The sequence below is a fragment of the Nocardia inohanensis NBRC 100128 genome (assembly GCF_001612945.1).
In the GTDB taxonomy this organism is placed as follows: Bacteria; Actinomycetota; Actinomycetes; order Mycobacteriales; family Mycobacteriaceae; genus Nocardia; species Nocardia inohanensis.
This window is the reverse complement of record NZ_BDBK01000002.1, coordinates 984130-1008012: the sequence shown is the minus strand read 5'-3', so window position 1 is coordinate 1008012 and position 23883 is coordinate 984130. Positions and strand designations below refer to the sequence as shown.

15 protein-coding genes and 3 pseudogenes are annotated in these 23883 nt (G+C 68.3%); 7 read left to right on the top strand and 11 right to left on the bottom strand.

What is annotated here, in order from left to right; translation table 11 throughout:
• Positions 1 to 676: 676 nt before the first annotated feature.
• The 5 genes and pseudogenes from NI1_RS10880 to NI1_RS10860 all read right to left on the bottom strand — a co-directional run.
• A pseudogene (locus NI1_RS10880) lies at positions 677 to 1819 on the bottom strand (uroporphyrinogen-III synthase); the annotation flags it as partial.
• Complete coding sequence (gene nirD, locus NI1_RS10875) at positions 1816 to 2208, bottom strand: nitrite reductase small subunit NirD (RefSeq protein ID WP_067817563.1); 393 nt, start codon at positions 2206 to 2208, stop codon at positions 1816 to 1818. The pseudogene NI1_RS10880 and the gene nirD, both read right to left, overlap by 4 nt.
• Positions 2209 to 2273: 65 nt before the next feature.
• Positions 2274 to 4838 (bottom strand): nitrite reductase large subunit NirB, encoded by a 2565-nt coding sequence (nirB, locus tag NI1_RS10870; RefSeq protein ID WP_067817560.1) that lies wholly within the window; start codon positions 4836 to 4838, stop codon positions 2274 to 2276.
• 26 nt (positions 4839 to 4864) lie between these two features.
• Positions 4865 to 6343, bottom strand: coding sequence for a nitrate/nitrite transporter (locus NI1_RS10865; RefSeq protein ID WP_169815559.1), 1479 nt, complete (start codon positions 6341 to 6343; stop codon positions 4865 to 4867).
• A 259-nt stretch (positions 6344 to 6602) separates the two neighbouring features.
• Positions 6603 to 7754, bottom strand: coding sequence for an MFS transporter (locus NI1_RS10860; RefSeq protein WP_067818217.1), 1152 nt, complete (start codon positions 7752 to 7754; stop codon positions 6603 to 6605).
• A gap of 206 nt (positions 7755 to 7960) precedes the next feature.
• Here NI1_RS10860 and NI1_RS10855 point away from each other — a divergent pair.
• Together NI1_RS10855 and NI1_RS10850 are read left to right on the top strand one after the other, a co-directional pair.
• Positions 7961 to 8632: pseudogene (locus NI1_RS10855) on the top strand (FadR/GntR family transcriptional regulator).
• A 197-nt stretch (positions 8633 to 8829) separates the two neighbouring features.
• Entirely contained in the window at positions 8830 to 10299 is a 1470-nt protein-coding gene (locus tag NI1_RS10850) for an MFS transporter (RefSeq protein WP_067817554.1), read from the top strand.
• A gap of 93 nt (positions 10300 to 10392) precedes the next feature.
• Here the strand turns inward: NI1_RS10850 and NI1_RS10845 are convergent, their stop codons facing one another.
• The 3 genes from NI1_RS10845 to NI1_RS10835 form a co-directional block, all read right to left on the bottom strand.
• Positions 10393 to 11250, bottom strand: coding sequence for a TIGR02569 family protein (locus tag NI1_RS10845; protein ID WP_067817551.1), 858 nt, complete (start codon positions 11248 to 11250; stop codon positions 10393 to 10395).
• Between the two features lie 155 nt (positions 11251 to 11405).
• On the bottom strand, positions 11406 to 12590 hold the full coding sequence (gene moeZ, locus NI1_RS10840; RefSeq protein WP_067817548.1) for an adenylyltransferase/sulfurtransferase MoeZ: 1185 nt from the start codon (positions 12588 to 12590) through the stop codon (positions 11406 to 11408).
• A gap of 93 nt (positions 12591 to 12683) precedes the next feature.
• Positions 12684 to 13835: a DUF3152 domain-containing protein gene (locus NI1_RS10835; RefSeq protein WP_439957239.1), complete on the bottom strand. Its 1152-nt coding sequence runs from the start codon at positions 13833 to 13835 to the stop codon at positions 12684 to 12686.
• Positions 13836 to 14150: 315 nt separating this feature from the next.
• Here NI1_RS10835 and fasR point away from each other — a divergent pair, with 315 nt between their 5' ends.
• Complete coding sequence (fasR, locus tag NI1_RS10830) at positions 14151 to 14816, top strand: HTH-type transcriptional activator FasR (protein WP_067817545.1); 666 nt, start codon at positions 14151 to 14153, stop codon at positions 14814 to 14816.
• A gap of 67 nt (positions 14817 to 14883) precedes the next feature.
• Here fasR and NI1_RS10825 read toward each other — a convergent pair whose 3' ends face one another.
• The 3 genes from NI1_RS10825 to NI1_RS10815 form a co-directional block, all read right to left on the bottom strand.
• Positions 14884 to 15111: a DUF3107 domain-containing protein gene (locus NI1_RS10825; RefSeq protein ID WP_067817541.1), complete on the bottom strand. Its 228-nt coding sequence runs from the start codon at positions 15109 to 15111 to the stop codon at positions 14884 to 14886.
• A 185-nt stretch (positions 15112 to 15296) separates the two neighbouring features.
• Entirely contained in the window at positions 15297 to 15998 is a 702-nt protein-coding gene (locus NI1_RS10820; protein ID WP_067817539.1) for a ferritin-like fold-containing protein, read from the bottom strand.
• 50 nt (positions 15999 to 16048) lie between these two features.
• Positions 16049 to 17101, bottom strand: a complete 1053-nt coding sequence (locus NI1_RS10815; RefSeq protein WP_067817538.1) for a PHA/PHB synthase family protein — start codon at positions 17099 to 17101, stop codon at positions 16049 to 16051.
• Positions 17102 to 17615: 514 nt separating this feature from the next.
• On the opposite strand from NI1_RS10815, the pseudogene NI1_RS38790 reads away from it, so the two are divergent.
• From NI1_RS38790 to NI1_RS10795, 4 genes and pseudogenes are all read left to right on the top strand, one after another.
• Positions 17616 to 18980 (top strand): annotated as a pseudogene (locus NI1_RS38790) (DEAD/DEAH box helicase); the annotation flags it as partial.
• Positions 18981 to 21518: 2538 nt separating this feature from the next.
• A complete protein-coding gene (locus tag NI1_RS10805; RefSeq protein WP_067817536.1) occupies positions 21519 to 22760 on the top strand; it encodes an Rv3212 family protein in 1242 nt (413 codons plus the stop codon).
• Between the two features lie 31 nt (positions 22761 to 22791).
• A complete protein-coding gene (locus tag NI1_RS10800; RefSeq protein ID WP_067817533.1) occupies positions 22792 to 23388 on the top strand; it encodes an acid phosphatase in 597 nt (198 codons plus the stop codon).
• A gap of 13 nt (positions 23389 to 23401) precedes the next feature.
• The gene (locus NI1_RS10795; protein ID WP_067817530.1) at positions 23402 to 23881 is read left to right on the top strand and encodes a GNAT family N-acetyltransferase; all 480 of its coding nucleotides are present in this window, start codon (positions 23402 to 23404) and stop codon (positions 23879 to 23881) included.
• Positions 23882 to 23883 lie beyond the last annotated feature (2 nt).

Below are 23883 nucleotides of genomic sequence, written 5' to 3'. Positions count from 1 at the left end.
GAATCCCGCGCACCGGCACTCCGGAACCCGAGACCGGCGACGACGGGGCCGGATAACCCGCGCCCCGGGGGCGTGGCGGAATCGGCTGGGCCGCAGCTCTTCCCGCGGCCGACGGTGCTGGGTGGTGAGGCGTGCCGGCCGGCGCGCCCGGAATGCCCTGCGGTGCGGCGGCGCCGGGGACGGCCGACGGGCGGCCCGTGGCCGCGGCGTTACCACGCGCGGCACGCACTGCGGCCGGGTCGACGCCCGTTACCGGATGCGCCACAGCAGGATCGGTGGCCGCGGATGCCGGGGTCGGAGCGGCCGCGGGGCGACCCGGGAGGGGTTGGGAGGCAATCGGTCCGGTGCCGGGTGCGATGTCCGGCGTGGCCGGGAGGCCGGTGCTCGCGGGGCGTCCGGGCAGGCCCTCGGATGAGGGGCGGCGGGCGGCGGGCGACGATGCGCCCGGACGGGCCACGCTCGTCGGATGCGTCGATCCCGCGGACGGTACGGCCGCCGGGCGCGCGGCGCCGTTCAGCGGACGATCGGGGCGCTGGGTGGATTGCGACCGGGTGTAGTCGGGACGGTTGCCCAGACCGGGGGTACGGCCCGGGAAAGCGTTGCGGGCGTTGAGGTTCGATCCGGGCTGCCCGGCCGGGTGGGGTGCGGTCAGGTGCGGCGGGTCGGAGCGGTTGTCGTCGGCGCATTCGGCCGGGTCGAGGGCGAGGCGATAGCCGCGTTTGACGACGGTTTGGATGGCTTTGGGAGAGCCGAGGCCGGCGCGCAGGCGGGCGATGGCGGTCTCCACGGCGTGGGTGTCGTCACCGCCGCCGGGGAGGGCGGAGAGCAGGTCTTCGCGGGAGACCACCCGGCCGGGCTGGCGCGCCAGGGAGCGCATCAAAGCCATTGGGGCGGGGGCCAATTGGCGAACCTGGCCGTCGACCACCACGCAGCCGCCGCGGACGCTCAGGATGTGGCCGGCGGCCTGGATGCGGTTGGCGCGCCGGGGCAGTTCCTCGGCGACGTGGCGGGCCAGCGCGCCGAGGCGGGCGCGGCCGGGCATGGAGCAGGGGACGCCGAGTTCTTCCAGCGGTGCGGCGGTGATGGGTCCGACGCAGGCGGGCAGGACGCGGGTGCGCAGGGCGTGCAGGACGGCCTCGAGCAGACCGGTTTCCTTGGCGCGCATGAGCAGTGAGGCCACGGCGGGGGCGCTGGTGAAGGTCACGCAGTCCAGGCCCGCGGTGACAATGCCCTCGATGAGGCGATCCATCGGGGTGCGGTCCTCGGGCGGAATCCACCGGTAGACCGGGACCGGCACGACATCCGCACCGGCACAACGCAATACCTCGCAGAAGTCCGGGACCGGCTCCCATTCGGTGGTGGCCCCGTGCAGCTGCACCGCGATCCGCACGCCTTCGACGCCCTGAGCCAGCAGGTGATCGAGAACCTCGGCGGAGGATTCGGAGGCGGGTGACCACTCCTCGCGGAGTTCGGCGGCGCGAATGGCGCCCTTGGCCTTCGGGCCGCGGGCCAGCATGCGGTGTTCGCCGAGCGTGTTGCGCAGGTCCTCGGCCAGGCCCCAGCCTTCGGCGGCCTCCATCCAGCCGCGGAAGCCGATGCCGGTGGTGGCGACGGTGATCTGCGCGGGTTCGTCCACCAGCTGGCGGGTCACCCGCTCCAGCTCGGTGTCGTCGGCCAGCGGAATGATCCGGATGGCCGGTGCGGTGACGATATTCGCGCCGCGCCGGGTGAGCAGCGTGCCGAGCTCGTCGGCCCGGCGGGCGGCGGTGATGCCGACGGTGAAGCCGGCCAGCGGGGTTCCAGGGTCGGTCTCCGTCATGCCCCACCGTCCAGCGCGATGGGCTCGTTCGACACTCCGACCACACCATCCGACACGCGCACCGCGTAGACCGGCAGCGAGGCCGTGTCGTCATCCAGGCAGCGGCCGTCGATCAGCGAGAAAGCCTGCTTGAGCAGCGGCGAGGCCACCACCGGTTCACCGGAGCGATCGCCCACGATGCCGCGCGACATCACCGCGGCCCGGCCGAACGGATCGATATTGCCGACGGCGTACAGGTTTCCGTCGGTGCTCAGGAACAGGGCGGCCTGCCGGCCACCCTTCAACAGAACCGCCACGCCGCGGCCGGGAATCAGGTAATCCAGTCTGCATGCCTGGGTCCAACCCGCGATGGATGCGGTAGCAGTGCTGGGTGTGTCGATCACGGTCATCGGTAACTCTCCTCCGAACGCCTTAACTATTGGTACCGACGTCCTGTTTCCAGGCGGTTAAGCGGTCATTTCCCCTGAGTGGCGGCGGCTGCGGTTTCCGCCACACCGACCGGAATGTCCGGAATTCCGAGCAGTACGGGCACCTTGCGCTCGCCGCTCTCGTCGAACGAGATGGTCGGGTCCGACTCTTCGGGCGCGTTCACGAAGGAAACGAAGCGCGACAGCTTGCCCTCGTCCTCGAGCACGGCGGCCCATTCGTCCTTGTAGCCGTCGACGTGCTTGGCCATGGCCGCCTCCAGCTCGTCGGCGATACCCAGGCTGTCGTCGCAGACCACGGCCTTCAGGTAGTCCATGCCACCCTCGAGCGCCTCCTGCCACGGCGCGGTGCGCTGCAAGCGGTCGGCGGTGCGGATGTAGAACATCAGGTAGCGGTCGATGTACTTGATCAGCGTCTCGTCGTCGAGCTCACCGGCGAGCAGCACCGCGTGCTTCGGGGTCAGACCGCCGTTGCCGCCGACGTACAGGTTCCAGCCGTGCTCGGTGGCGATGACGCCGACGTCCTTACCGCGCGCCTCGGCGCATTCGCGGGCGCATCCGGAGACGGCCAGCTTCAGCTTGTGCGGGGAACGCAAACCGCGGTAACGCTTTTCGAGCAGCACCGCCATGCCGACCGAGTCCTGCTGGCCGTAACGGCACCAGGTGGAGCCGACGCAGGACTTCACCGTGCGCAGCGATTTGCCGTACGCGTGCCCGGATTCCATGCCCACGTCGACCAGGCGCTTCCAGATGGCCGGCAGCTGCTCGACGCGCGCGCCGAACAGGTCGATGCGCTGACCACCGGTGACCTTCACGTACAGGTCGAACTCCTTGGCCACCTCACCGATGGTGATGAGCTGCTCCGCGGTGACCTCGCCGCCGGGCATGCGCGGCACCACCGAGTAGGTGCCGTTCTTCTGGAGGTTGGCCAGGAAGTGATCGTTGGTGTCCTGCAACGCCGCCTGCTCGCCGTCGAGGATGTGATCGCTCGAGGTGGAGGCCAGAATCGAGGCCACGGTCGGCTTGCAGATATCGCAGCCGGAGCCCTTGCCGTGCTTGGCGATCAGCTCCGAGAACTTGCGGATGCCGGTGGACTGCACGATGTGGAACAGTTCGGCGCGCGACTGCGAGAAGTGCTCGCAGAGCGACTTGGAGACCGCCACGCCCGACTGCTCCAGGAGCTTCTTGAGCATGGGAACGCAACCGCCGCAAGAGGTTCCGGCATTGGTGCAGCTCTTGATGGCCGGCACATCGCAAGCCCCGTCCGCGATGGCCCCGCAGATCGAACCCTTGGAGACGTTGTTGCAGGAGCAGATCTGGGCGTCGTCGGGCAGCGCGTCGGCACCCAGTTCCGCACCGGCCGGGGAGATCAGCGCGGCCGGGTCGGCGGGCAGCGGGCGGCCGACCAGCGGACGCAGCGCCGAGTACTGCGAGGCGTCGCCGACCAGGATGCCGCCGAGCAGGGTCTTGGCATCGTCGGAGACGACGAGTTTGGCGTAGGTGCCCTTGGCGGCGTCGTGCAGCACCACCGAGAGCGCGCCCTCGGTCTTGGCGTGCGCGTCACCGAAGCTGGCCACGTCCACCCCGAGCAGCTTCAGCTTGGTGGACATATCGGCGCCCGGGAACTCGCCCGCGCCGCCGAGCAGCCGGTCCGCCACCACTTCGGCGGTGCTGTAACCGGGAGCCACCAGGCCGTAGCAGACACCCTCGACCGCGGCGACCTCACCGATGGCGTAGATGTTCGGGTCGGAGGTCCGCAGCCCCAGGTCGGTGATGACGCCACCGCGCGGGCCGACCTCCAGGCCGGCGGACTTGGCGATCTCGTCGCGCGGTCGCACACCGGCCGCGAAAACCACCAGGGCCGCGCGCAATTCGGTCTCGTCGGAGAAGGTCACCTTGAGTCGTTCGGCGGCCGCGGCCTCCGCATCGGCCTCGATGGAGGAGGTGCCGACGCCGGTGTGGATCTCCAGCCCCAGCCCGGAGACCAGCTGGTGCAGGATCGCGCCGCCGCCCTCGTCGACCTGGGCGGGCATCAGCCAGTTGTTGAATTCGACGACGTGCGGGGTCATGCCCAGCAGGCGCAGCGCGTTGGCCGCCTCCAGGCCGAGCAGACCGCCGCCGACCACCAGGCCGACCGCGCCCGGACCGGCCGCCTCGGCCGCCGCGCGGATGCCGTCCAGGTCTTCCAGGGTGCGGTAGACGTAGCAGCCTTCGCTGTCGTGGCCCGGCACCGGCGGCACCCAGGCGTAGGAGCCGGTGGCGAGAACCAGTGCGTCGTAACCGATCACGTCGCCGGTGGAGGTGGTGACCTTGCGGGCGGCCTTGTCGATGCTGTCGGCCTTCACACCGAGGCGCACCTCGACCAGGTCGTCGCCCTCGTACTCGTTGCCCGGCAGGGCGAGCGCGGAGGTCTCCCAGGTGCCGACGTAGGACGAGAGCCCGACGCGGTCGTAGGCGGCCAGCTTCTCCTCGCTGAGCACGATGATCTGCCAGGCGCCGGCCTCGTCACGGGAGCGCAGGGCCTCCACGAAACGGTGCCCGACCATGCCGTGGCCGACGACGATGGCTGTCTTGCGTTCGATGCTCTGGGTCATGACAGTCCCTTTCGCGGTTGGTCGAGTCAGGCTCGCGTGGAGGTGGACGTGGAGTCGGTGGCGGAGGCGCCGGATTCGGCCTCCAGCACCAGGGCCTCGGCCTCGACGACGACGTCGGAGTCGGAGGCCAGCGAGCGGACACTCGGACGGCGCATGAAGACCGTCCAGCAGACCACCGCGCACACCACGTAGAAGGCCATGAACACCCAGAACGCGGTGGTGGCGGATTTGGTGGAGGCGTAGGAGGTGCGCAGCATCAGGTTGATGCCGACGCCGCCGAGCGCGCCGATGGCGCCGACGAAGCCGATGAGCGCACCGGAGGTGTTCTGGGCCCAGGCCGCGCGAGTGGCCGAATCACCGGGCACCGAGCGGGATTTCGCCGCGAACACGGAAGGGATGATCTTGGTGACGGCCCCGTTGCCGAAACCCGAGATGACGAAGAGCGCGGTGAAACCGATGATCATGGCGCCCAGCACCGCGCCCTTGGGGCTGCCGGTCCCGTCACCGATGGTGGAGGCCACCGCCACCACGATCGCGGCCGCGGTCATCGCGCCGAAGGTGTAGAGGGTGACCCGGCTGCCGCCGATCTTGTCGGCCCACTTGCCGCCGTAGGGGCGGGCGAGCGAACCGAGCAGCGGCCCGATGAAGGCGATCTGCGCGGCGTGCAGCGCGGCCTGCGCGGGGGTCTCGCCGCCGGCCTTGAAGCTGATCTGCAAGACCTGACCGAAGGCGAAGCTGTAGCCGATGAAGGAACCGAAGGTGCCGATGTAGAGGAAGGCGATGGCCCACGACTGCGGCACCTTGAGCGCCTTCAGCATGTAGGACAGGTCGGCCTTCTGGTTCTTGACGTTGTCCATGTACATCGCCGCGCCCATGGCCGCCACGATGACCAGGGCCAGGTAGATCAGGCAGATCACCGAGGCATTGCCGTAGGCGTTGCCCAGCGTCGCGATCACCGCGAGGCCGATCAGCTGCACCACCGGCACGCCGATATTGCCGCCGCCCGCGTTCATGCCCAGCGCCCAGCCCTTCAGGCGCTGCGGGTAGAAGACGTTGATGTTCGACATCGACGACGAGAAGTTGCCGCCGCCCAGGCCCGCGAAGGCCGCCACGATCAGGAACGTCGTGAACGAGGTCCCCGGCTGGTTGATGAAGTACAGGGTCAGCAGCACCGGCACCAGCAGCGCCAGCGCGCTGAAGATGGTCCAGTTGCGGCCGCCGAACTTGGCGGTGGCGACGGTGTACGGGATTCGCATGAACCCGCCGACCAGGGTGGGCACCGCGCCCAGGAAGAACTTCCCGGCGGTATCGATGCCGAACTGATCGGTCGGCATGAACAGCACCATGACCGACCAGATGGACCACACCGAGAATCCGATGTGCTCGGCGAAGACCGACCAGATCAGATTCCGGCGGGCGATGTCCTTACCACCGGCTTCCCAAGCCTCGACATCTTCCGCATCCCAGTGCTCGATGTCGTGCTTGCGCTTGAGCGTCGTCAACAAGGGGGCCCTCCTGAAATCTGGATGACCCAAAGGTAGGAAACCGGTATTGCGCCGATGCTGCGCGAAATGACCGTTAAATCAACGGTTGCTCACGATTCCCCGGGATAGAGCGTGAGAAGTGGGCTTATGTTTCGCCCATGTGACACAAGCGTTTCCGCGCGTCACGAAACGCCTGAAAACGCGAAAACGACCCGTGAGGTGAGAGCCCTGCCACAAAGCATGGGCGAAACCTCACGGGTCGGCAACTCGAAGCGTGAAATCAGTTCCAGGTGTCCTCGAGCATGCGCGGCTTGCACGCCAGCCAGGCGCCGCCGACCAGAACCAAGACGGCCAGGGTGAGGAAGGCGAAGGGCAGCAACCAGCCACCGGTCATCGAATGCAACGCCCCGAACAGCACGGGACCGATGCATGCCACGGCGTAGCCGACGCCCTGCGTGAAGCCGGACAGCGCGGCAGAACCGGCGGCGGTCCGGGTGCGCAGGTTGATCAAGGTGAGGGCCATGGGGAAGGTCGAGGGACCCAGGCCCAATGCGATCACCCACAGCAGCGGCGCGCTCATCGGCGCGATCAGCAGGCCCGCGAAGCCGATGAAGAAGAAGACGGCGCAACCGATCACGACGGGGAAGGGATTGGCCATGCGGCCCACCACGATCGGCGCGGACAGGGCGGCCACCAGGCCGACCAGCGCGAAGATGCCGACCATACTGCCGCCGAAGGAGGCGCCGGCCCCGGCATCGCTGAAGATGGTGGGCATCCAGGTGAACATGGAGTAGGTGGTCAGTGAGGTCATGCCGAACATCAACGCCATGCCCCAGGCCAGCGGCGACTTCCACACCTTGCCGATGGATTCGGCTGTGTCCGCGGGCATTTCGGTGCTGTCCGCACGGGCGGCCTCGCGCCGGACCCGCAGCACGCCGATCCACGGCAGCGCGGCCAGCACCGCCAGCAGCGCCCACATGCCGAGCGAGACCCGCCAGCCGTGCGCGTCCGCGACCGGCACCGTGATCAGCGCCGGGACGACCGTGCCCAGCTGCACCATGACGATATAGACGGCCGACAGCAGCGCGAGGCGATCGGAGAAGTACCGCTTGACCAGCGGCGGGATCACCACGTTGCCGATGCCCATGCCGGTCAGCGCGAGCGCGGAGAAGGCCAGCAGTTCCCAGGTCTCGGGGACCAGGGCGCGCACGGCCGAGCCCGCGGCGGTCATGCCCATGGCGATGAGCGCGGTCTTCTCCAGGCCGAAACGCCGGGTCATGATGGGGGTGAGCAGGCCGGCGACCGCGAACATGGCCGTCGGCAGCATGCCGAAGACGCCGATGACGGCGGTGCCGTAGCCGATGTCGTCGCCGATGCGGGATGCCAAGGGCGTGAACGCGGTGACGGCGATGCGCAGGGTGAGCGCGGACATCAGGATGGCGGCCAGTACCAGCAGGCGGCCTTCGACGAGACCGCGCCGGGTGCGGACCTTGCGATGCGCTTCGGCCGGATGGCGTTGGTCGAAGGGCAGGCTCCGCCCGGTGGCGGTGGTCTCATCGAAGGTCGCAGTCACCGACAAATCATAGGATGACCCGATGATGTGATGCAACGAATGTGAGGCACGGTACGCTGTCAAACGTGCAACCAGTCCGGCGCACGAGCCTCATCGCCCAGGTGACAGAGCAGCTTCGTGCCGAAATCCGTTCCGGCCGTTGGCCCGTCGGCTCCCGTATCCCCACCGAGCCGGAGCTCACCGAGCTCACCGGCACCGGTCGGAATACCGTCCGCGAGGCCGTGCAGGCGCTCGTCCACGCGGGGATGGTCGAGCGCAGACAAGGCTCCGGGACCTACGTCATCTCCACCTCCACCCTCGGCGGCGCGCTCACCGAGTACTTCGCCGATGCCGAGCAGCGCGACATCCTCGAACTGCGCCGCGCCCTCGACACCACCGCCGCCTCACTCGCCGCACAACGCCGCGACGACGCCGACGTGGCCGAGCTGGAGCGGCTGCTGGAAGAACGCCGGCGGTGCTGGGAGAGCAACTTCGAGGCCGCCATCGACGCCGATGTGCAGTTGCATCGAGCCATCGTGGTCGCCAGCCACAATGCGGTATACCTCGAGTTCTACGACTCGCTGCTGCCGGTCATCGAGGCCGGGATCCGTTCCCGCAGCGAGAAATAGGGCGAGGCGTACCACGCCGAGCACGCCGAGTTGGTGCGAGCGGTGGTGGACGGCGACGCCGAGCGGGCGGCGCGGGCGGCAAATTGTTTCCTTGGTTCACTAATTGCCGAATACCCGGACGCACGATAAGAATTCCAGGTAACCGAGAGGTCACCGTGCGAAACGCCGAGAGGTGAGCCGGAATTACCCCGGTCGTCACCGAAAGCGACGTCGGCGTAACGACGCCTTCGTACGGTAGATCGCGACCGCAGGGACACTCCCGGGCAATACATTTCAGCCCGGGGCTCACGATGAGGGGCGGTCGTCATCTCGAGAGGAACGCGCCCATGGCAACCACCGCCGCGCCGGAAATAAGCAGCTTCACCTACCAGAAACGGGGCCGCTGGCTCAAGACTTGGGAGCCGGACAACGCTGAATTCTGGGAAAACGGGGGTAAACAAACCGCCCGCAAAAACCTGATCTTCTCGGTATTCGCAGAGAATCTCGGATTCAGCATCTGGGTTATCTGGGGCAGCATCGTAACCGCCATGGGCGCAGCCGGATTCGACTTCCTCGCCGGTCTCGGCAAAGGCAATCCGACCGCCGTCAGCAATGCCCTGATCCTCACCTCCACCCCCACCCTGGTCGGCGCGGCACTGCGCATTCCCTACACCTTCGCCATTCCCAAATTCGGCGGCCGGGCGTTCAGCGCGTTCAGCGCCGCCATGCTGCTGGTGCCCGCACTGGGCATCATCTACTTCATCAATCAGCCCGGCACGCCCATGTGGGTGTTCGTGCTGCTGGCCGCCATCGCCGGTGTCGGCGGCGGTAACTTCTCCTCGTCGATGGCCAATATCAACTTCTTCTTCCCCGAGGGGAAAAAGGGTGCGGCCCTGGGCATCAACGCCGCCGGCGGTAACCTCGGCGTGGCCCAGACCCAGCTGCTGGTGCCGCTGATCATCACCCTCGGCACGCACATCATGGCCAAGGACGCCGCGGGCTATCGCTTCGGCATCACCCTCTCGGTGCTGGTGTGGATTCCGTTCATCCTGGTCGCCATGTTCGGCGCGCTGCGGTACATGGACTCGATCGAGGGCTCCAAGGCCGACGGCAAGTCCTACAAGCTGGCGCTCACCAACCGCCACACCTGGGTGATGTCGGTGCTCTACATCGGCACCTTCGGCTCCTTCATCGGCTTCTCCTTCGCCTTCCCGACGCTGCTCAAGGCCAACTTCCCGGAGCTGGCCAAGATCGGCTGGATGAGCACCATCGGCAACCTCGCCTTCCTCGGCGCGCTGGTGGGCTCCATGAGCCGGCCGTTCGGCGGCTGGATCGCGGACAAGATGACCGGCGCGAAGATCACCGTGTACGTCTTCGGCGGCATGTCGATCTCGACCCTGCTGATCATGGTCGGCCTGGCGGCCAAGAGCTTCCCGCTCTACCTCGCGGCCTTCCTGCTGCTGTTCGTCTTCACCGGCGTCGGCAACGGATCCACCTACCGCATGATCCCGTCCATCTTCGGTGCCGAGGCCCGGCGCTACGCTTCCGAGCACGGGCAGGACGTCACCGAGGCCATGGCCTCGGCCAAGCGGCAGGCGGGTGCGGCCATCGGCGTCATCGGCGCGGTCGGCGCCTCCGGCGGCTGGGTGGTACAGCAGGCGCTGCGCCTGTCGAACGTGCACTACCACAGCATGAACCCGGCGTTCTGGGCTTATGCCGCAATCTATCTCGCCATGGCGGGCATTACCTGGTGGTTCTACCTGCGGTCGTCCTTCGCGATCGGGCGGGCGCCGTCCCTCGCCCACGCGAACGTGTGACCGGGTGAAAACGACTGTCGCGCCGAGCGAAATGCTCGGCGCGGCAGTTTTTTTCGGGGTTGCAGGGGGTTGATCACCGAGAGTTGTTCTCGCTCAGAGCATCAGGCGGATCATGTCCGCGGTGCGCGCCAATCCGGGGAAGGCTTCGGGGGTGGAGCGCGGATGCAGGGCATGCACCGCGAGCCGGAACATGACCGCGCGCACCAGCATCTGCGGCCATTCGGGCAGTGAGACCCAGCGCTCGAGCAGACCGTCGTCGGCACCGCCCCAGGAGAGCGCATCGACCACGATCACCGCCGCCGCCCACGGAACCGGACGCCAGTAGGGGGTGATATCGGTCAGGCCAGGCGCGAAATTGCCGGAGAAGAGCACTGTTCCGAACAGATCGCCGTGCACCAGCTGCGCGGGCGAGGTCACCGGTTTACGCAGGGTGGACAGCTGGGTGATCAGGGTCAGGCTGCGATCGCCGTCGGGTGAAGTGGAGGGCAGCATGCCGCCGACCTTCAGGCTGCGCAGCGGCACGGCCTCCCAGGCGGCGCGATCCGCGGCGACGAACACATCCACATCCACCCACGGAGCGACCGGCTGCTGCATCAGGAAACGCGGGCGCTCCAGCGCGGCCGTCATCTGATGCAGTCGCAGCGATACCGAAACCACCTCGTCGTGCCGGGGCTCCGGCACGCCTTCGAGGTAAGTGTCCGCACGCCAACCGGATACGACGTACCGGCCGTCGGTGGCGCGCACCGGCCGCGCCAGCCGGATGCCGTCCACCTTCAAGGTCTCGCGCACCTTGGCCGACCACGCGGCGCGCGCGTGATCGGTCACGGGGCTCAATACGACATCCCCGCACTTCCAGCCGCCGTCCCAGTTCCCCAATGGAACCGGCGCGACTTCGCGCAACCCGAAGGTCGCACGCACGTGCTCCGGAGGTTCCACAGTAGTAAGGGTCACGGCCGTAACCTACCGCTCTCCCGCCTCTCCGGGACTTAAGGCCAGACCGCGCGCCGTCAACTGTTATACGGCGCGTCACGCCGCGTGTCGTGCCCGAATTTCGGACATCCCCGGTGAGTTACCCCGATTCTCACGAAATCGGTTGTCCCGCCGGGTCAATAAACCGGCAGGCTCGTATCGACCTGGTTGGCCCAGGCCACGATTCCGCCTTGCAGGTGGGTGGCGTCGGAGAAGCCCGCGTTCTTCAGCGCGGCGAGGGCCTCCGCGGAACGGATACCGGTCTTGCAATAGAGCACGATCGGCTTGTTCTGCGGCAGTTCCGAGAGCACTTCACCGGAGAGAATGCGGTCCTTGGGGATCAGGGTCGCGCCCTCGATCTTGACGATCTCCCATTCCACGGGCTCGCGCACATCGATGACCGCCAGATCCTTACCGGCCTCCAGCATTTCGTGCAGCTCGCGCGCGGTCAGGGTGGAACCGATCGCGGCCGCCTGGCCCTCCTCGGACACCACGCCGCAGAAGGCTTCGTAATCGATGAGCTCGGTGATCGGCTGCCGCTCGGGATCGCGGCGCAGCTTGATGGTGCGGTAGTTCATGTCCAGTGCGTCGTAGACCATCAGACGGCCCAGCAGCGTCTCGCCGATGCCGGTGATCAGCTTGATCGCCTCGGTCACCATCACCGAACCGATGGAGGCGCACAGCACGCCCAGCACACCGCCCTCGGCGCAGGACGGGACCATGCCCGGCGGCGGGGCCTCCGGGTACAGGTCGCGGTAGTTGATGCCGCGGCCGTCCGGGGCGTCCTCCCAGAAGACCGAGACCTGGCCCTCGAAGCGGTAGATGGAGCCCCACACGTACGGCTTGCCCGCGAGCACGGCGGCATCGTTGACCAGATAGCGGGTGGCGAAGTTGTCGGTGCCGTCGACGATCAAGTCGTATCGACCGAAGAGTTCGACCGCATTGTCGGGTTCGAGGCGAATCTTGTGCAGCTCCACATTGATTCCGGAATTGATCTCCAGAATCGAATCGCGGGCGCTGTCGGCCTTGGAACGGCCGATATCGGATTCGCCGTGAATGATCTGGCGTTGCAGGTTCGAGGCGTCGACCTCGTCGAACTCGACGATGCCGAGGGTGCCGACACCGGCGGCGGCCAGATACAGCAAGGCGGGGGAACCGAGCCCGCCCGCGCCGATCACCAGCACGCGCGCGTTCTTGAGTCGTTTCTGACCCGTCACCCCGAGATCCGGAATGATCAGGTGACGGCTGTAGCGGGCGACCTCTTCCCGGGTCAGCTCCGCGGCCGGTTCCACCAGCGGCGGCAAGGGGGCATGCGATGACACGTCTGGGGACTCCTCAATCGAATTCGCCGATAACTCGCGGCCAAAGGTGCAACACCGCGACTCGGAGCGTTCTTCCCCAAAGCGTAGGTCGTGCTAACCGCGCGGATACGGCCAGGGGTTGAAGCGGCACTTCTTGCCGTCCATCGGCACCACGCCGCTCGGATCCAGCTTCGCGATGTCGTCGTTCCTGGTCCCGAAGGTCTGCTGCATCATGATCGGCGCCAGCCCGCCGTCGGTATCGCACGGCTGATGCTCGTGGTAGCCGATGGCATGCCCGACCTCGTGATTGATCTGGTACTGCCGATACGACCCGATATCGCCCTCGTAGGCCAGCGCGCCGCGCACCCAGCGCGCCTCGGAGACCACCACGCGACCCAGGTCCGCGTTGTAACACGAAGAGTCGATGGGGATTTCGAAACCGCATGCCGTGCGGGTGGTCTGGCGCGAGGTCAGCGAGATCCGGAAATCCGGGTCGCCGGCATCGATGCGCTGGAAGGCGAAGCGCGAATCATGGGTCCAGCTCTTGGGATTCGACAGCGTCGCGTCGATCATCTTGGCCACCGCGTCGTCCCCGCCGATGCCCGCCGTATCGACCCCGTCCTCGATCTCGACGGTGTAGCGGAAGACATGATCCGAACCGGTCCCGGCCTGTGCCGAACTCCCCCGCACCACATGCCATGTCCCCGCGCCGGCCTCGGTGAACGGACCCCCGCCGGGCACCGTGCCGGTCGGCAGATCGGCCGCGAACTTACCGTCCCCCTTGGGCGGTGCGCCGTAGATGCCCGTCTTGTCGGTGTGCTGACTCAGGACGCCGAAACCCGGTACCCCCGCGACACTGTCGGCCCCGCCGCGCAGCGCGTCCACCGCCACCAGCACGGTCACCACCAGCAGCACCGGCAGCGCGTAAGCCCGCCAGCCGTAGGTCGAGACGAACCGCCCCAGCGCGCTCTGCTTCTTGGTCTCGCGCTCCGGCCGCTGCCGGGACCGGGCGTCCTCGGGGGGTGCGGTCGGGTCCCAGCGCGCCCGCAGTGGTTCATAGGGCGCCGGCAAGCGGTCGCCGGAGGTGACGGGCAAGCCCGCGGGGCCGGTCTGCGACGGTGCGTTCTCGGTGTAGAGACCGAGCGGGTCGTAGATCGGCCCGCTGGGTCTTCCCCGTCGCTTCGAGCCGGCTCCCCGGGGCGCGACCGCCCCCACCGGGCGGCGTGCGTCGCGCCCGCCGGAGTTACTGCCCCCATCGTCGGTCACGCCCACCAGGTTCTCACAGAGCGCCCGTCGGCACTCGGGGGCGGGGTCGGACCCCCTATTGCTGCGAGATATCTCACGCAATCGGGATGTAACTCACATACCGGGACAGCACTTCCACTTCTGTGACCGGCCTCGCATAATCGACTCGGCGATCTCGCTCGAAACTTCCACCTCGGGTACGCCGAATACACACATCAAATATTCGGAACCTGGATCGGCATCGGCCCATCGAGCGAGTATCGTTCGGGGGATACCCCCGGTGACATCCTCCGACCGGGCTGCGTCGCCGAACTGATCGACTGGGAGATTCGGAAAATGACTGACCTCGTGGACCGGATGACAGCACACCGCACGTCATCCGAGGCCATGGCGCCGAGCAAGCGCGGCACCCGTATGCCCCGCGAGGCGCGCCGCGCTCAGCTACTCGCAGCGGCAGGTGAGGTTTTCGTGCTACGCGGCTACCACGCCTCCGGCATGGATGAGATCTCACAGTGCGCCGGCGTGAGCAAACCCGTGCTGTACCAGCACTTCACGAGCAAGCTCGAGCTGTATCTGGCCGTCCTCCAGAACTACGTCGACGCCCTGGTGTCGAGCGTGCGCCAGGCGCTGCGCTCCACCACCGACAACAAACAGCGCGTACGCGCCGCCGTACAGGCGTATTTCGACTTCGTCGATCACGAAACCCAGGGATTCCGACTGGTTTTCGAATCCGACCTCACCAATGAGCCGCAGGTGCAGCGCCGCGTCGAGCAGGCCACCGAAGCCTGTGTGGACGCCGTCTTCGACCTGGTCTCGCACGACTCCGGTTTCGACCCCTACCGGGCGCGCGTACTCGCCGTCGGCCTGGTCGGCGCGAGCCAGCTCAGCGCCCGCTACTGGCTCGAGGCCGATCGCCCGATCACCAAGGAAGACGCGGTCGACACCACCGTCATGCTCTGCTGGGGTGGACTGTCGCACGTGCCGCTGCACCCCATCGACTGAATTCGCCCCGATCGAAAAGCAATGCCCCGCCGAATTGCTCGGCGGGGCATTGCTTTTGGTTCGTCGATCAGACGGCGGCGAAACCGACGCGGCCCGAGGTCGGGGTGCCGATCTCGACGTAGGCCACCTTGGCGGCCTGGATCAGGTACTTGCGGCCCTTCTCGTCGGTCAGTGCGACCACGCCGGTATCGCCCGCCAGCGCACCGGTAACCAGCGCCTCGACCTCGGCCGGGGTCTGCGAGCTGTTGATGACCAGCTCACGCGGGCTATCCGAAATACCGATCTTGACCTCCACGGCCAACCTCCGAACCTAGAGTCCTGTGCTGTCTCGAATCAGGCTATACCGCCTCCCCGGGTCTTCAACGCCGGACAGAGAGCCGTTCGCTGTAAGCATGCGGACCGGCGGATCGGGAGCAACCCGATTCTGGACGCACCCGGCGAGTTACCCTCGACTCACGAGATCAGTAGTCCCGCTGGTACCTATCCGAGGCCCAGCACGCGCATGCGTTCGGCGTGGGAGTCCTGCATGCGCTCGAAGAGGGTGGCGATGCCGTTCAGGTCGCCGGTGGCGAAGAGCACCAGTTCGGTCAGCTCGTCGCGCTGCGCCATCACGTACTGCGCCTGGGTGATGGCCTCGCCGAGCAGGCGGCGCCCCCACAGGGTGAGGCGGTCGCGCTCGGAGCGATTGGCCTCGACCGCGCCTCGCACCTCCTCGATCACGAACTCGGAGTGGCTGGTCTCGGCCAGCACATCGCGCACCACGTCGGCGACCTCGGGAGCGAGGGCGCCGGCGATCTCGGTGTAGAAGTCGGCGGCGATGCCGTCGCCGACATAGAACTTGACCATCGACTCCAGCCAGGTGGAGGGGTCGGTGGAGGCGTGGTAGGCGTCCAGGGCGCGCACGAAGGGGGCCATGGCGTCGAAGACGTCCACGCCGCGCTCGTCCAGGGCGCTTTCCAAGGTCTCGAAATGGCCCATCTCATTGGCCGCCATCTTGGCGACGGCCACCTGGCCGCGCAGGCTCGGCGAGAGTTTCGCCTCTTCGGTCAGCCGGTAGAAGGCCGAGATCTCGCCGTAGGCGAGGACCGCGAAGAGGTCGGTGACTCCGGGGTGTGCGGCCGCGAGGCGGCTGTCGGCAGATTCCGACGCCGCGCCCAGCGCGGTAGACGAGTTTGCTCCCATACGCCCACCCTAGCCCGTGCGGGTGAACGACATTCGGCCATCGGCGGGGGCTAGCGCAGGTCGCGCAGGAACTTGTCCAGATACGTCCAGGTGCTGTCCCGGGCGATGAGAATGCCGAGGTGGGAACCCGGGGCGGTCTCGTATCGCAGGTCCGGCGAACCGGTCAGCGTTCGCAGCCCGTGTTCGACGGCGGCGGCGGGGGTGATGACATCGGAGGGTCCGCCGACCAGCAGCACCGGCACGTTCACCGCGGCCAGTTCCACGGTGCGCGCGCCGAAATGCACTACGCCGTTGCCGATGTCGTTGTTGAGCATGAACCGGCCCCACAACTGGTTGTAGAAACGCCCCGGATAACCGGGCAGCGAATTCTGGAATCGATCGATGGTCTCCATCCGGGCCAGCGTCGCGGTGTCGGCGAGATTGCTCGCAATGAAGAAGGGGCGCTTGAGTTCTCGATCCCACGCCGTCGCCCGGTAGGCGACCCGGGTCAGGCGCGCGGAGACCCCGCCCACCGCGCGAATGGCGGCGGTCGCGGTGCGGCCGCCGTCCACCCGGGCCAGCGCGCGCAGCTCACGCACGCCCACCATGTGGTTGTAGCTCAGCGGCGCGCCGACGGCGGTGACCGAGCGGATCGGCAGGGTCGGATCGGCCGCGGCGGTCAGCAGGGCCAGCACGCCGCCGATGGACCAGCCGACCAGATCGACCGGCGCGCCACCGCGATCGGCGGAGACCTGGCGGATCGCCTCGGGCAGGAGGTCGTCGATCCAGTCCTCGAAGCCCATGCGGCGATCGTCGAACGTGATGTCGCCGTAGTCGACCAGGTAGGGGGCGCGACCGGATTCGAGCAGGAAGCGCGCCATGCTCTGATCCGGGCGCAGGTCGAAGCAGAAGGCGGGGGCGGCCAGCGGCGGCACCAGCAGTACGGCGGGGGCGTCGGGATCGGCTCCGTCGTAGCGGCGCAGTTCGCGGTGCGGGGCGTCGGACAGCACCGTCGAGGGGGTGGGTTCGGGGGCTTCGATGCCATCGCCGAAAGTCAGTGCCCACGCGTTACGGGCTGCGGTCGTCACGGATTCTGCCAAGCTCACGCGCACAACATCCCACATATGAGCTACAACGTGTAACACGTATGTGAGCAACTCAACTGCGGAGGCCGGAAACAGACCGCACGGCGGGATCGAATTATGCTGCGGCACAATACTTAACGACCGTGCGAAGATCTTCCTGCGGGTAGCTGAAGATCGACGCGAAGGCGCTCACCAGCGCAATAGCGACGGGCAATTGCGGTGGCGGAAAACCGGGCGAAGACCGTATCACGCTACAATCTCTGCGGACAGCGAAAATTTGCGCCCGATCGAGTTTGCCGGTTACCCGCGAACCAGGGCCGCAGCGCTCGTAGTCCACGGAAAATGTGCGCGCACTCCGATCCGGAATAGCTGCGCCGCGCCAGGTAGACGCTACCGGTCAGAGACCGGATACGGCATCCCGCAGCGGCGAATGAGAAACGGATCAGTGGTTCGTCGCGGGCCGGCCGGTCCGCCCCACACCTCGTGCGCGCGAGACGCGATAACGAGGAAAGGCAAGAACCTGAGCAAGATCACCGTAGAGCAGGAACCCGGCGTGGCCGACACGCTGTTGACCGCCGAGCTCGACGAAACCCACCTCGCCCCCACCTTCGCCGAACTCGGCGTGCGCCCCGAAATCGTGCGCGCGCTCGGCGAGAAGGGCATCGAACGCACCTTCGCCATCCAGGAACTCACGCTGCCGCTCGCGCTGGCCGGCGAAGACCTGATCGGGCAGGCCCGCACGGGCATGGGCAAGACCTTCGGCTTCGGCGTGCCGCTGCTGCACCGCGTCGCCACCGCCGCCTCCGGCACCATGCCGCTGGACGGCACCCCGCGCGCGCTGATCATCGTGCCGACCCGCGAACTCTGCGTGCAGGTCACCGAGGATCTGGAGACCGCCGCCAAATACCTGAACACCGTCTCCGGCAAGCCGCTCAATGTCACCGCCATCTACGGCGGCCGGCCCTACGACTCGCAGATCGAGGCGCTGCGCCGCGGCGTCGACGTCGTGGTCGGGACCCCGGGGCGACTACTGGACCTGGCCAACCAGGGGCATCTGATCCTGGGCAAGGTGCAGGTGCTGGTGCTCGACGAGGCCGACGAAATGCTGGACCTGGGCTTCCTGCCCGATATCGAGCGCATTCTGACGATGGTGCCCGAGGCGCGGCAGACCATGCTGTTCTCGGCCACCATGCCCGGGCCGATCATCACCCTGGCGCGCACCTTCCTGAACCGGCCCACCCACATCCGGGCCGAGGAGCCGCACGACTCCGCGGTGACCGACCGGATCGCCCAATTCGTCTATCGCGCGCACGCTTTGGACAAGAGCGAACTCGTCGCCCGCATCCTGCAAGCCGAGACCCGCGGCGCCACCATGATCTTCGCGCGCACCAAGCGGACCGCGCAGAAGGTCGCCGACGATCTCGCCGAGCGCGGGTTCGCCGTCGGCGCGGTGCACGGTGACCTCGGGCAGATCGCCCGCGAGAAGGCGCTGAAGAAGTTCCGCGAGGGCAAGATCGACGTTCTGGTCGCCACCGATGTGGCCGCCCGCGGCATCGATATCGACGATGTCACCCACGTCGTCAACTACCAGTGCCCCGAGGACGAGAAGACCTACGTCCACCGCATCGGCCGCACCGGTCGCGCGGGCCGCACCGGCGTCGCGGTGACCCTGGTCGACTGGGACGAGCTCACCCGCTGGGCCAGCATCAACTCGGCCCTCGACCTCGGCATGCCGGAACCGGCCGAAACCTACTCCCGCTCCCCCCACCTCTACGAGGAACTCGGCATCCCGCAGGGCATCACCGGCATCGTGCGCAAGCGCCCCGCCGCCCGCGACGAGGACGCCGTAGTGGTGGAGCGCGAATCCCGCGCCCCGCGCAACCGCAACCGCCGTCGCACCCGCGGTGGCCGTCCCGACGGCGTGGAAACCACCGAATCGCTTACCACCGAATCGAATTCGCGCTCGGAAGGTGTTGCCACCGGCACCCGCGCCGATGACGCGGGGATCGAAGGAGACGGCGAGAAGTCCGGTCGTCGCCGTCGCCGCCGCCGCGGCAAGGGCGGAGCCGAAGGCGTGAACAACGCGGTCGAAGCCACCGCCGCCACGGAAGCGCCCGCCGCCTCCGAGCCGGCCGCCGAGACCACCGAAATCGCCGACACCGCAACAGATTCCGAATCCCGCTCCCGTCGCCGTCGCCGCAATCGCCGCGGCAAGGGCTCGAGCGGCGACCACCCCGAAACCACCACCAACGGTTCGGAGACCGCCAGCGAGTCCCCCCGGGAAACCGAAATCGCCGGCGCGGCAACCACCCCTGCCCTCTTCAGCGACACGGCTGCGGCCGCCACCCCGGAGGCAACCGCCCCGGCAGCAGGCCCCGCGCCCGAGCCCGCCGACGAACCGTCGGATGCCGCAAAGACCAACGGCCGCAAGCGGACCCGCCGCAACACCCGTTCGGAAACCGCCGAGCACGGCGCGGAGTCCGAAAGCACCGCGACCGCAAGCACTTCGTCCGAGGCGGCCGACTCGGCGCTCAGCACCGGAACCGCCCCGGAACCGGCAAAGGCCACGGCCCGCAAGCGAACCCGTCGCACCGCCGACCGGAACGAGTCCACCGCCGCGGCCGACGCCACCGCCGGATCGGCCACCCAGGCCGACTCCGCGCCGGCCACGGCCGTCACGGCTCAGGCAACCTCCACACCGGTGGCAGCCGCTGCGACCCAAGCGTCGTCCAAGGCCGCGACGGTTACCCCCGCGGTGAGCGAGGTCGCCGTGACCACGTCTGCCAACGGCACCGCGGGCACGACTTCGGCGGCGGCGACCACCGTGGGCGAGCAGCCCGCCGAGGCCACCGCGGCAACGATTCCGGCCCGCCGGCAGCCGCGTCGCGCCACCCGCGCGGCCGGTGACCCGGCAGCGGTCGCCCCGGTGACCGAAGCCCCGGCGGAGCCGACTCCGGTAGCCGAAGCGCCCGCCGCTCCGGCCCGCCGCACGTCTCGCAAGGCCACTCGCGCCGCCGGTGACGCCGCCTCGGCAGTGGCGGACGCCGCCGTCGCGACGGGCACCACCGCCGCGGAATCTTCGGCCCCGGCCGCTTCCACCACGGAATCGGCCAACACCCCGGCCGCAGCCGAGCCCGCAAAGGCGCCCGCCCGCAAGCGAACCCGCAAAGCGGCCGAGCCCACCGTGGCGGCCGCCGCCGCCACCGAAAGCCCGGTAGCCGCGGCGGAGCCCGCCAAGGCCCCGGCGCGCAAGCGGACCACCAAGGCGACGAAGGCCGCCGCTGCCACCAATGGCACGGCCGAGCAGGAATCGACCACGGCGGACGTGAACACGGAAGCGGCGGACGCCCCCGCCAAGGCTCCGGCCCGCAAGCGGACCACCAAGGCAGCCAAGGCGATCGAGGAGACCACGACCGGCGGCGATGCCGCCGAGGCATCCGCCCCCGCGAAGCGGACCCGCAAGGCCACCAAGGCGACCGCCGAGGCCGACGCCGATGCGACCGCCCCGGCCGAAGCAGCAGCGGAAGCCCCGGCCCGCAAGCCCCGGAAGTCGGCCAAGACCGCCGAGGCACCCGCGGACGCCGCCATGGCCGCCGAACCCGCGAAAGCGCCCGCCCGCAAGCGCACCACCAAGGCCAAGGCCGAGGTAACCGCGGAAGCGGCGGACGCCCCGGTCGAGAAGCCGGCCCGCAAGCGCGCCACCAAGAAGGCCGCGGCGGCCACCGCGGCACCGGCGGAGGAATCGGCCGAAAAGCCGGTCCGCAAGCGCGCGGCCAAGAAGGCCACCAAGGCAGCGGAGCCCGCAGCCGCCGAGGCCGACGCGGAAGCCAAGCCCGCCAAGGCGCGTCGCAAGAAGGCCGACCCCACCGACGTGGTGGTCATCGCCGAAACCGCAGTAGCCGCAATGGCCTGACGGCACCAACGGCAAAGCGCCCGCACCCCGAGGAATCCCGCCCGGTCCCCGAGACCGCCGGAACCTCCCAAGGGTGCGGGCGCTTTCGTGTCCGGCATCCGCCGACACCGATCGGTAAGCCGAACGGCGAAGGCGCGCCGCAGAAGTCCGGCGCCGGCGTCGCAGTCACCGAACCCGCAGTTACCGCCATGGGCTTACGGCACGAGCGCGAAAGCACCCGCACCCCAGACCAATCCGGCCGGGTCCGGTAGCCCGTCGGAATCCTGCCCGAAGCACGGCCGCTGTTTGTTCCAACATCCACCGGCACTGATTCGGAAGCCGAAGGGGCAAGCGGGTCTCGGGAAAGTCCGGCACGACCGATGTCGTAGGCATCGCCGAGCCGCCTCGGCGGCCTCCATCGATACGTCGGCCGCCGGCGCGCTATCCGGGGAACCGCGACGGCCGCCGCGCGACTTCGGGCGTCGCGGGATGGTAAGCGGCTTGGCGGGGTGGGGATTCGGCGAGGTGGGAGGGGTTCGGGAAAGTCTTGATAGTCTCGCTGTCGTGCTCGCACCCGAGCGGCGGACGCGCGCCGATATTCGTGTTGCTGTCGCGATCGCTGTTTTGGTGGCGGTCGTGGCGGGGGTTGTCTGGTGGAAGAGCGCGGCTCGGCGGACCGAGTCGGTGACGGCGGGGCAGACGTTGTCGGCATTGCCTACGCCGGAGCGGGTGCCGGATTCGGTGCACGAATTGTGGTCGGCGGCGGATTCGGGGAGTGCGCGGGCGATCGTGGTGGGGGGCGTGTTCGTGACCGCGGATGGCGGGACGGTCACGGGGCGGAATCCGGTTTCGGGGGAGCAGGTTTGGAAGTATCGGCGGGATCTGCCGTTGTGCGGGATCGAGTCGCAGTTCGGGACGGTGGTGGCGACCTACCGGGACGGGCGGGGATGTAGCGAGACCACGCTGTTGAACGCGGAGACGGGGCAGCGGCTGACGGCTCGGTCCAGTTTCATGGATGATCGGATCCGGTTGTCCGTGGATGGGACTTACACGCTGGCTTGGGGCGACGATCGGCTGGAGATGTGGCGGTCGGATCTGGTGCGAACCCTGGAGTACGGGTACGTGGACGCGCCGGTGAATCCGCATACGCAGCCGCGGAGCGGGTGCACGCTGGTTTCGGCGGGGTCGGCGCCGAGCCGGCTGGCGGTGCTGGAGCGCTGCCCGAACGAGCCCACCGATCGGTTGACCGTGCTGAATCCGGCGCCCAAGGATGCGACGGTTCCGGAGGAATACAGTTCGCATCGGATCGAACTGCCGGGTGCGGGGGTGGACGGAGCTCGGGTGCTGGCGGTGTCGGACAGCCGGATCGCGGTGTATCTACCCGGAAGCGGCTCCAACGCACCGGAATTCGTCATCTTCGATACCTCGGGAAATATCGTCGGCACCCATCCGCTGTCGGCTCCGATCTCCGATCAGGCAATGGTTTCCCGGCTCAGCACTTCGTATTTCGTATTCACCGGCAACAGCCTGATCGCCCTGAACGCCACCACCTTCGACCCCATGTGGGGCATTCCGAACGTGCTGGGCACCCCGGCCCTGATGTCGGGCAGGCTGCTCGTCCCGGTCGCCGACGGCCTGTCGGTACTGGATCCGGTCACCGGCGCGCAGACCGGCCGAATCGCGGTGCAGCGCAGCGACTATCACGGCGAACCGATTTCGCCGGCCATCCTCGGCCCCATCATCGCCGAGCAGCGCGGCGGCAAGCTGTACGCCCTGGGCACCGGCGCGGCCCAATCCGGTTCCTGAGGTTCCGGACCCCATCCGGCATGATCAACTCATGGCTGACGAATTCCGGCTGGTACTGCTCCGGCACGGCGAAACCGAATGGTCGCAGGCGCACCGCCACACCGGTCGCACCGACATTCCGCTGACCGCGACCGGCGAGGCCCAGGCCCGCGCGGCCGGGAAGCTGCTGGCCGGACTGCACCTGCGGAATCCGCTGGTGCTCAGCAGCCCCCGGCAGCGCGCCACCCGCACCGCCGAACTGGCGGGCTTCCCGAACCCCATCATCGACGACGATCTGGTCGAATGGGATTACGGCGAGTACGAGGGCCTCACCACCCCCGAGATCCGCAAGATGGATCCGGGCTGGACCATCTGGACCGGCGCCGTCCCCGAGGGCGAATCCGCGGCCCACGTCCGCAAACGCGCCGACCACGTATTGGCCACCGTCACACCGGAATTGGCGACCCGCGACGTACTGCTGGTCGGTCACGGCCACTTCTCCCGCGCCCTCATCGCCCGCTGGGCCGAGTTCGAGGTCGTCGAGGGGCGGCGATTCTTCATGCTGACCGCCGCGGTTACGTTACTGGGGCACGACCACGACGCTCGAACGGTGCTCGCGCACAATCTCGTTCCGCCGCTCGACCAGTAGAAGGAGCCGTCCCATGATCCGCCGCGCCACCCCCGCCGATGTCCCGGCCCTGGTCGAGTTGATTCACGGATTGGCCGATTACGAGAAGCTCGCCGACGAATGCCACGTCACGGCCGAGCAATTGCAGGCCTCGCTGTTCGGCCCCGCCCCCGCGGTCTTCGCGCATGTCGCCGAGACCGATCAGGGCGTGGTCGGCTGCGCCATCTGGTACCTGAGCTTCTCCACCTGGGAGGGCACGCACGGCATCTACCTGGAGGACCTGTACGTCAAGCCGGAGGCCCGCGGCCTGCACCTGGGCCGCGATCTGATGGCCGCGCTGGCCCGGGAGGCCGTCGACAACGGCTATGCCCGCTTGGACTGGGAGGTGCTGGACTGGAACGCCCCGTCCATCGACTTCTACCGGGCGCTGGGCGGACAGCACCGGGCGGAATGGTTCAGCTACCGCCTCGCCGGCAATGCCCTCACCCGCCTGGCCGGGCACGCCGACGACTGATC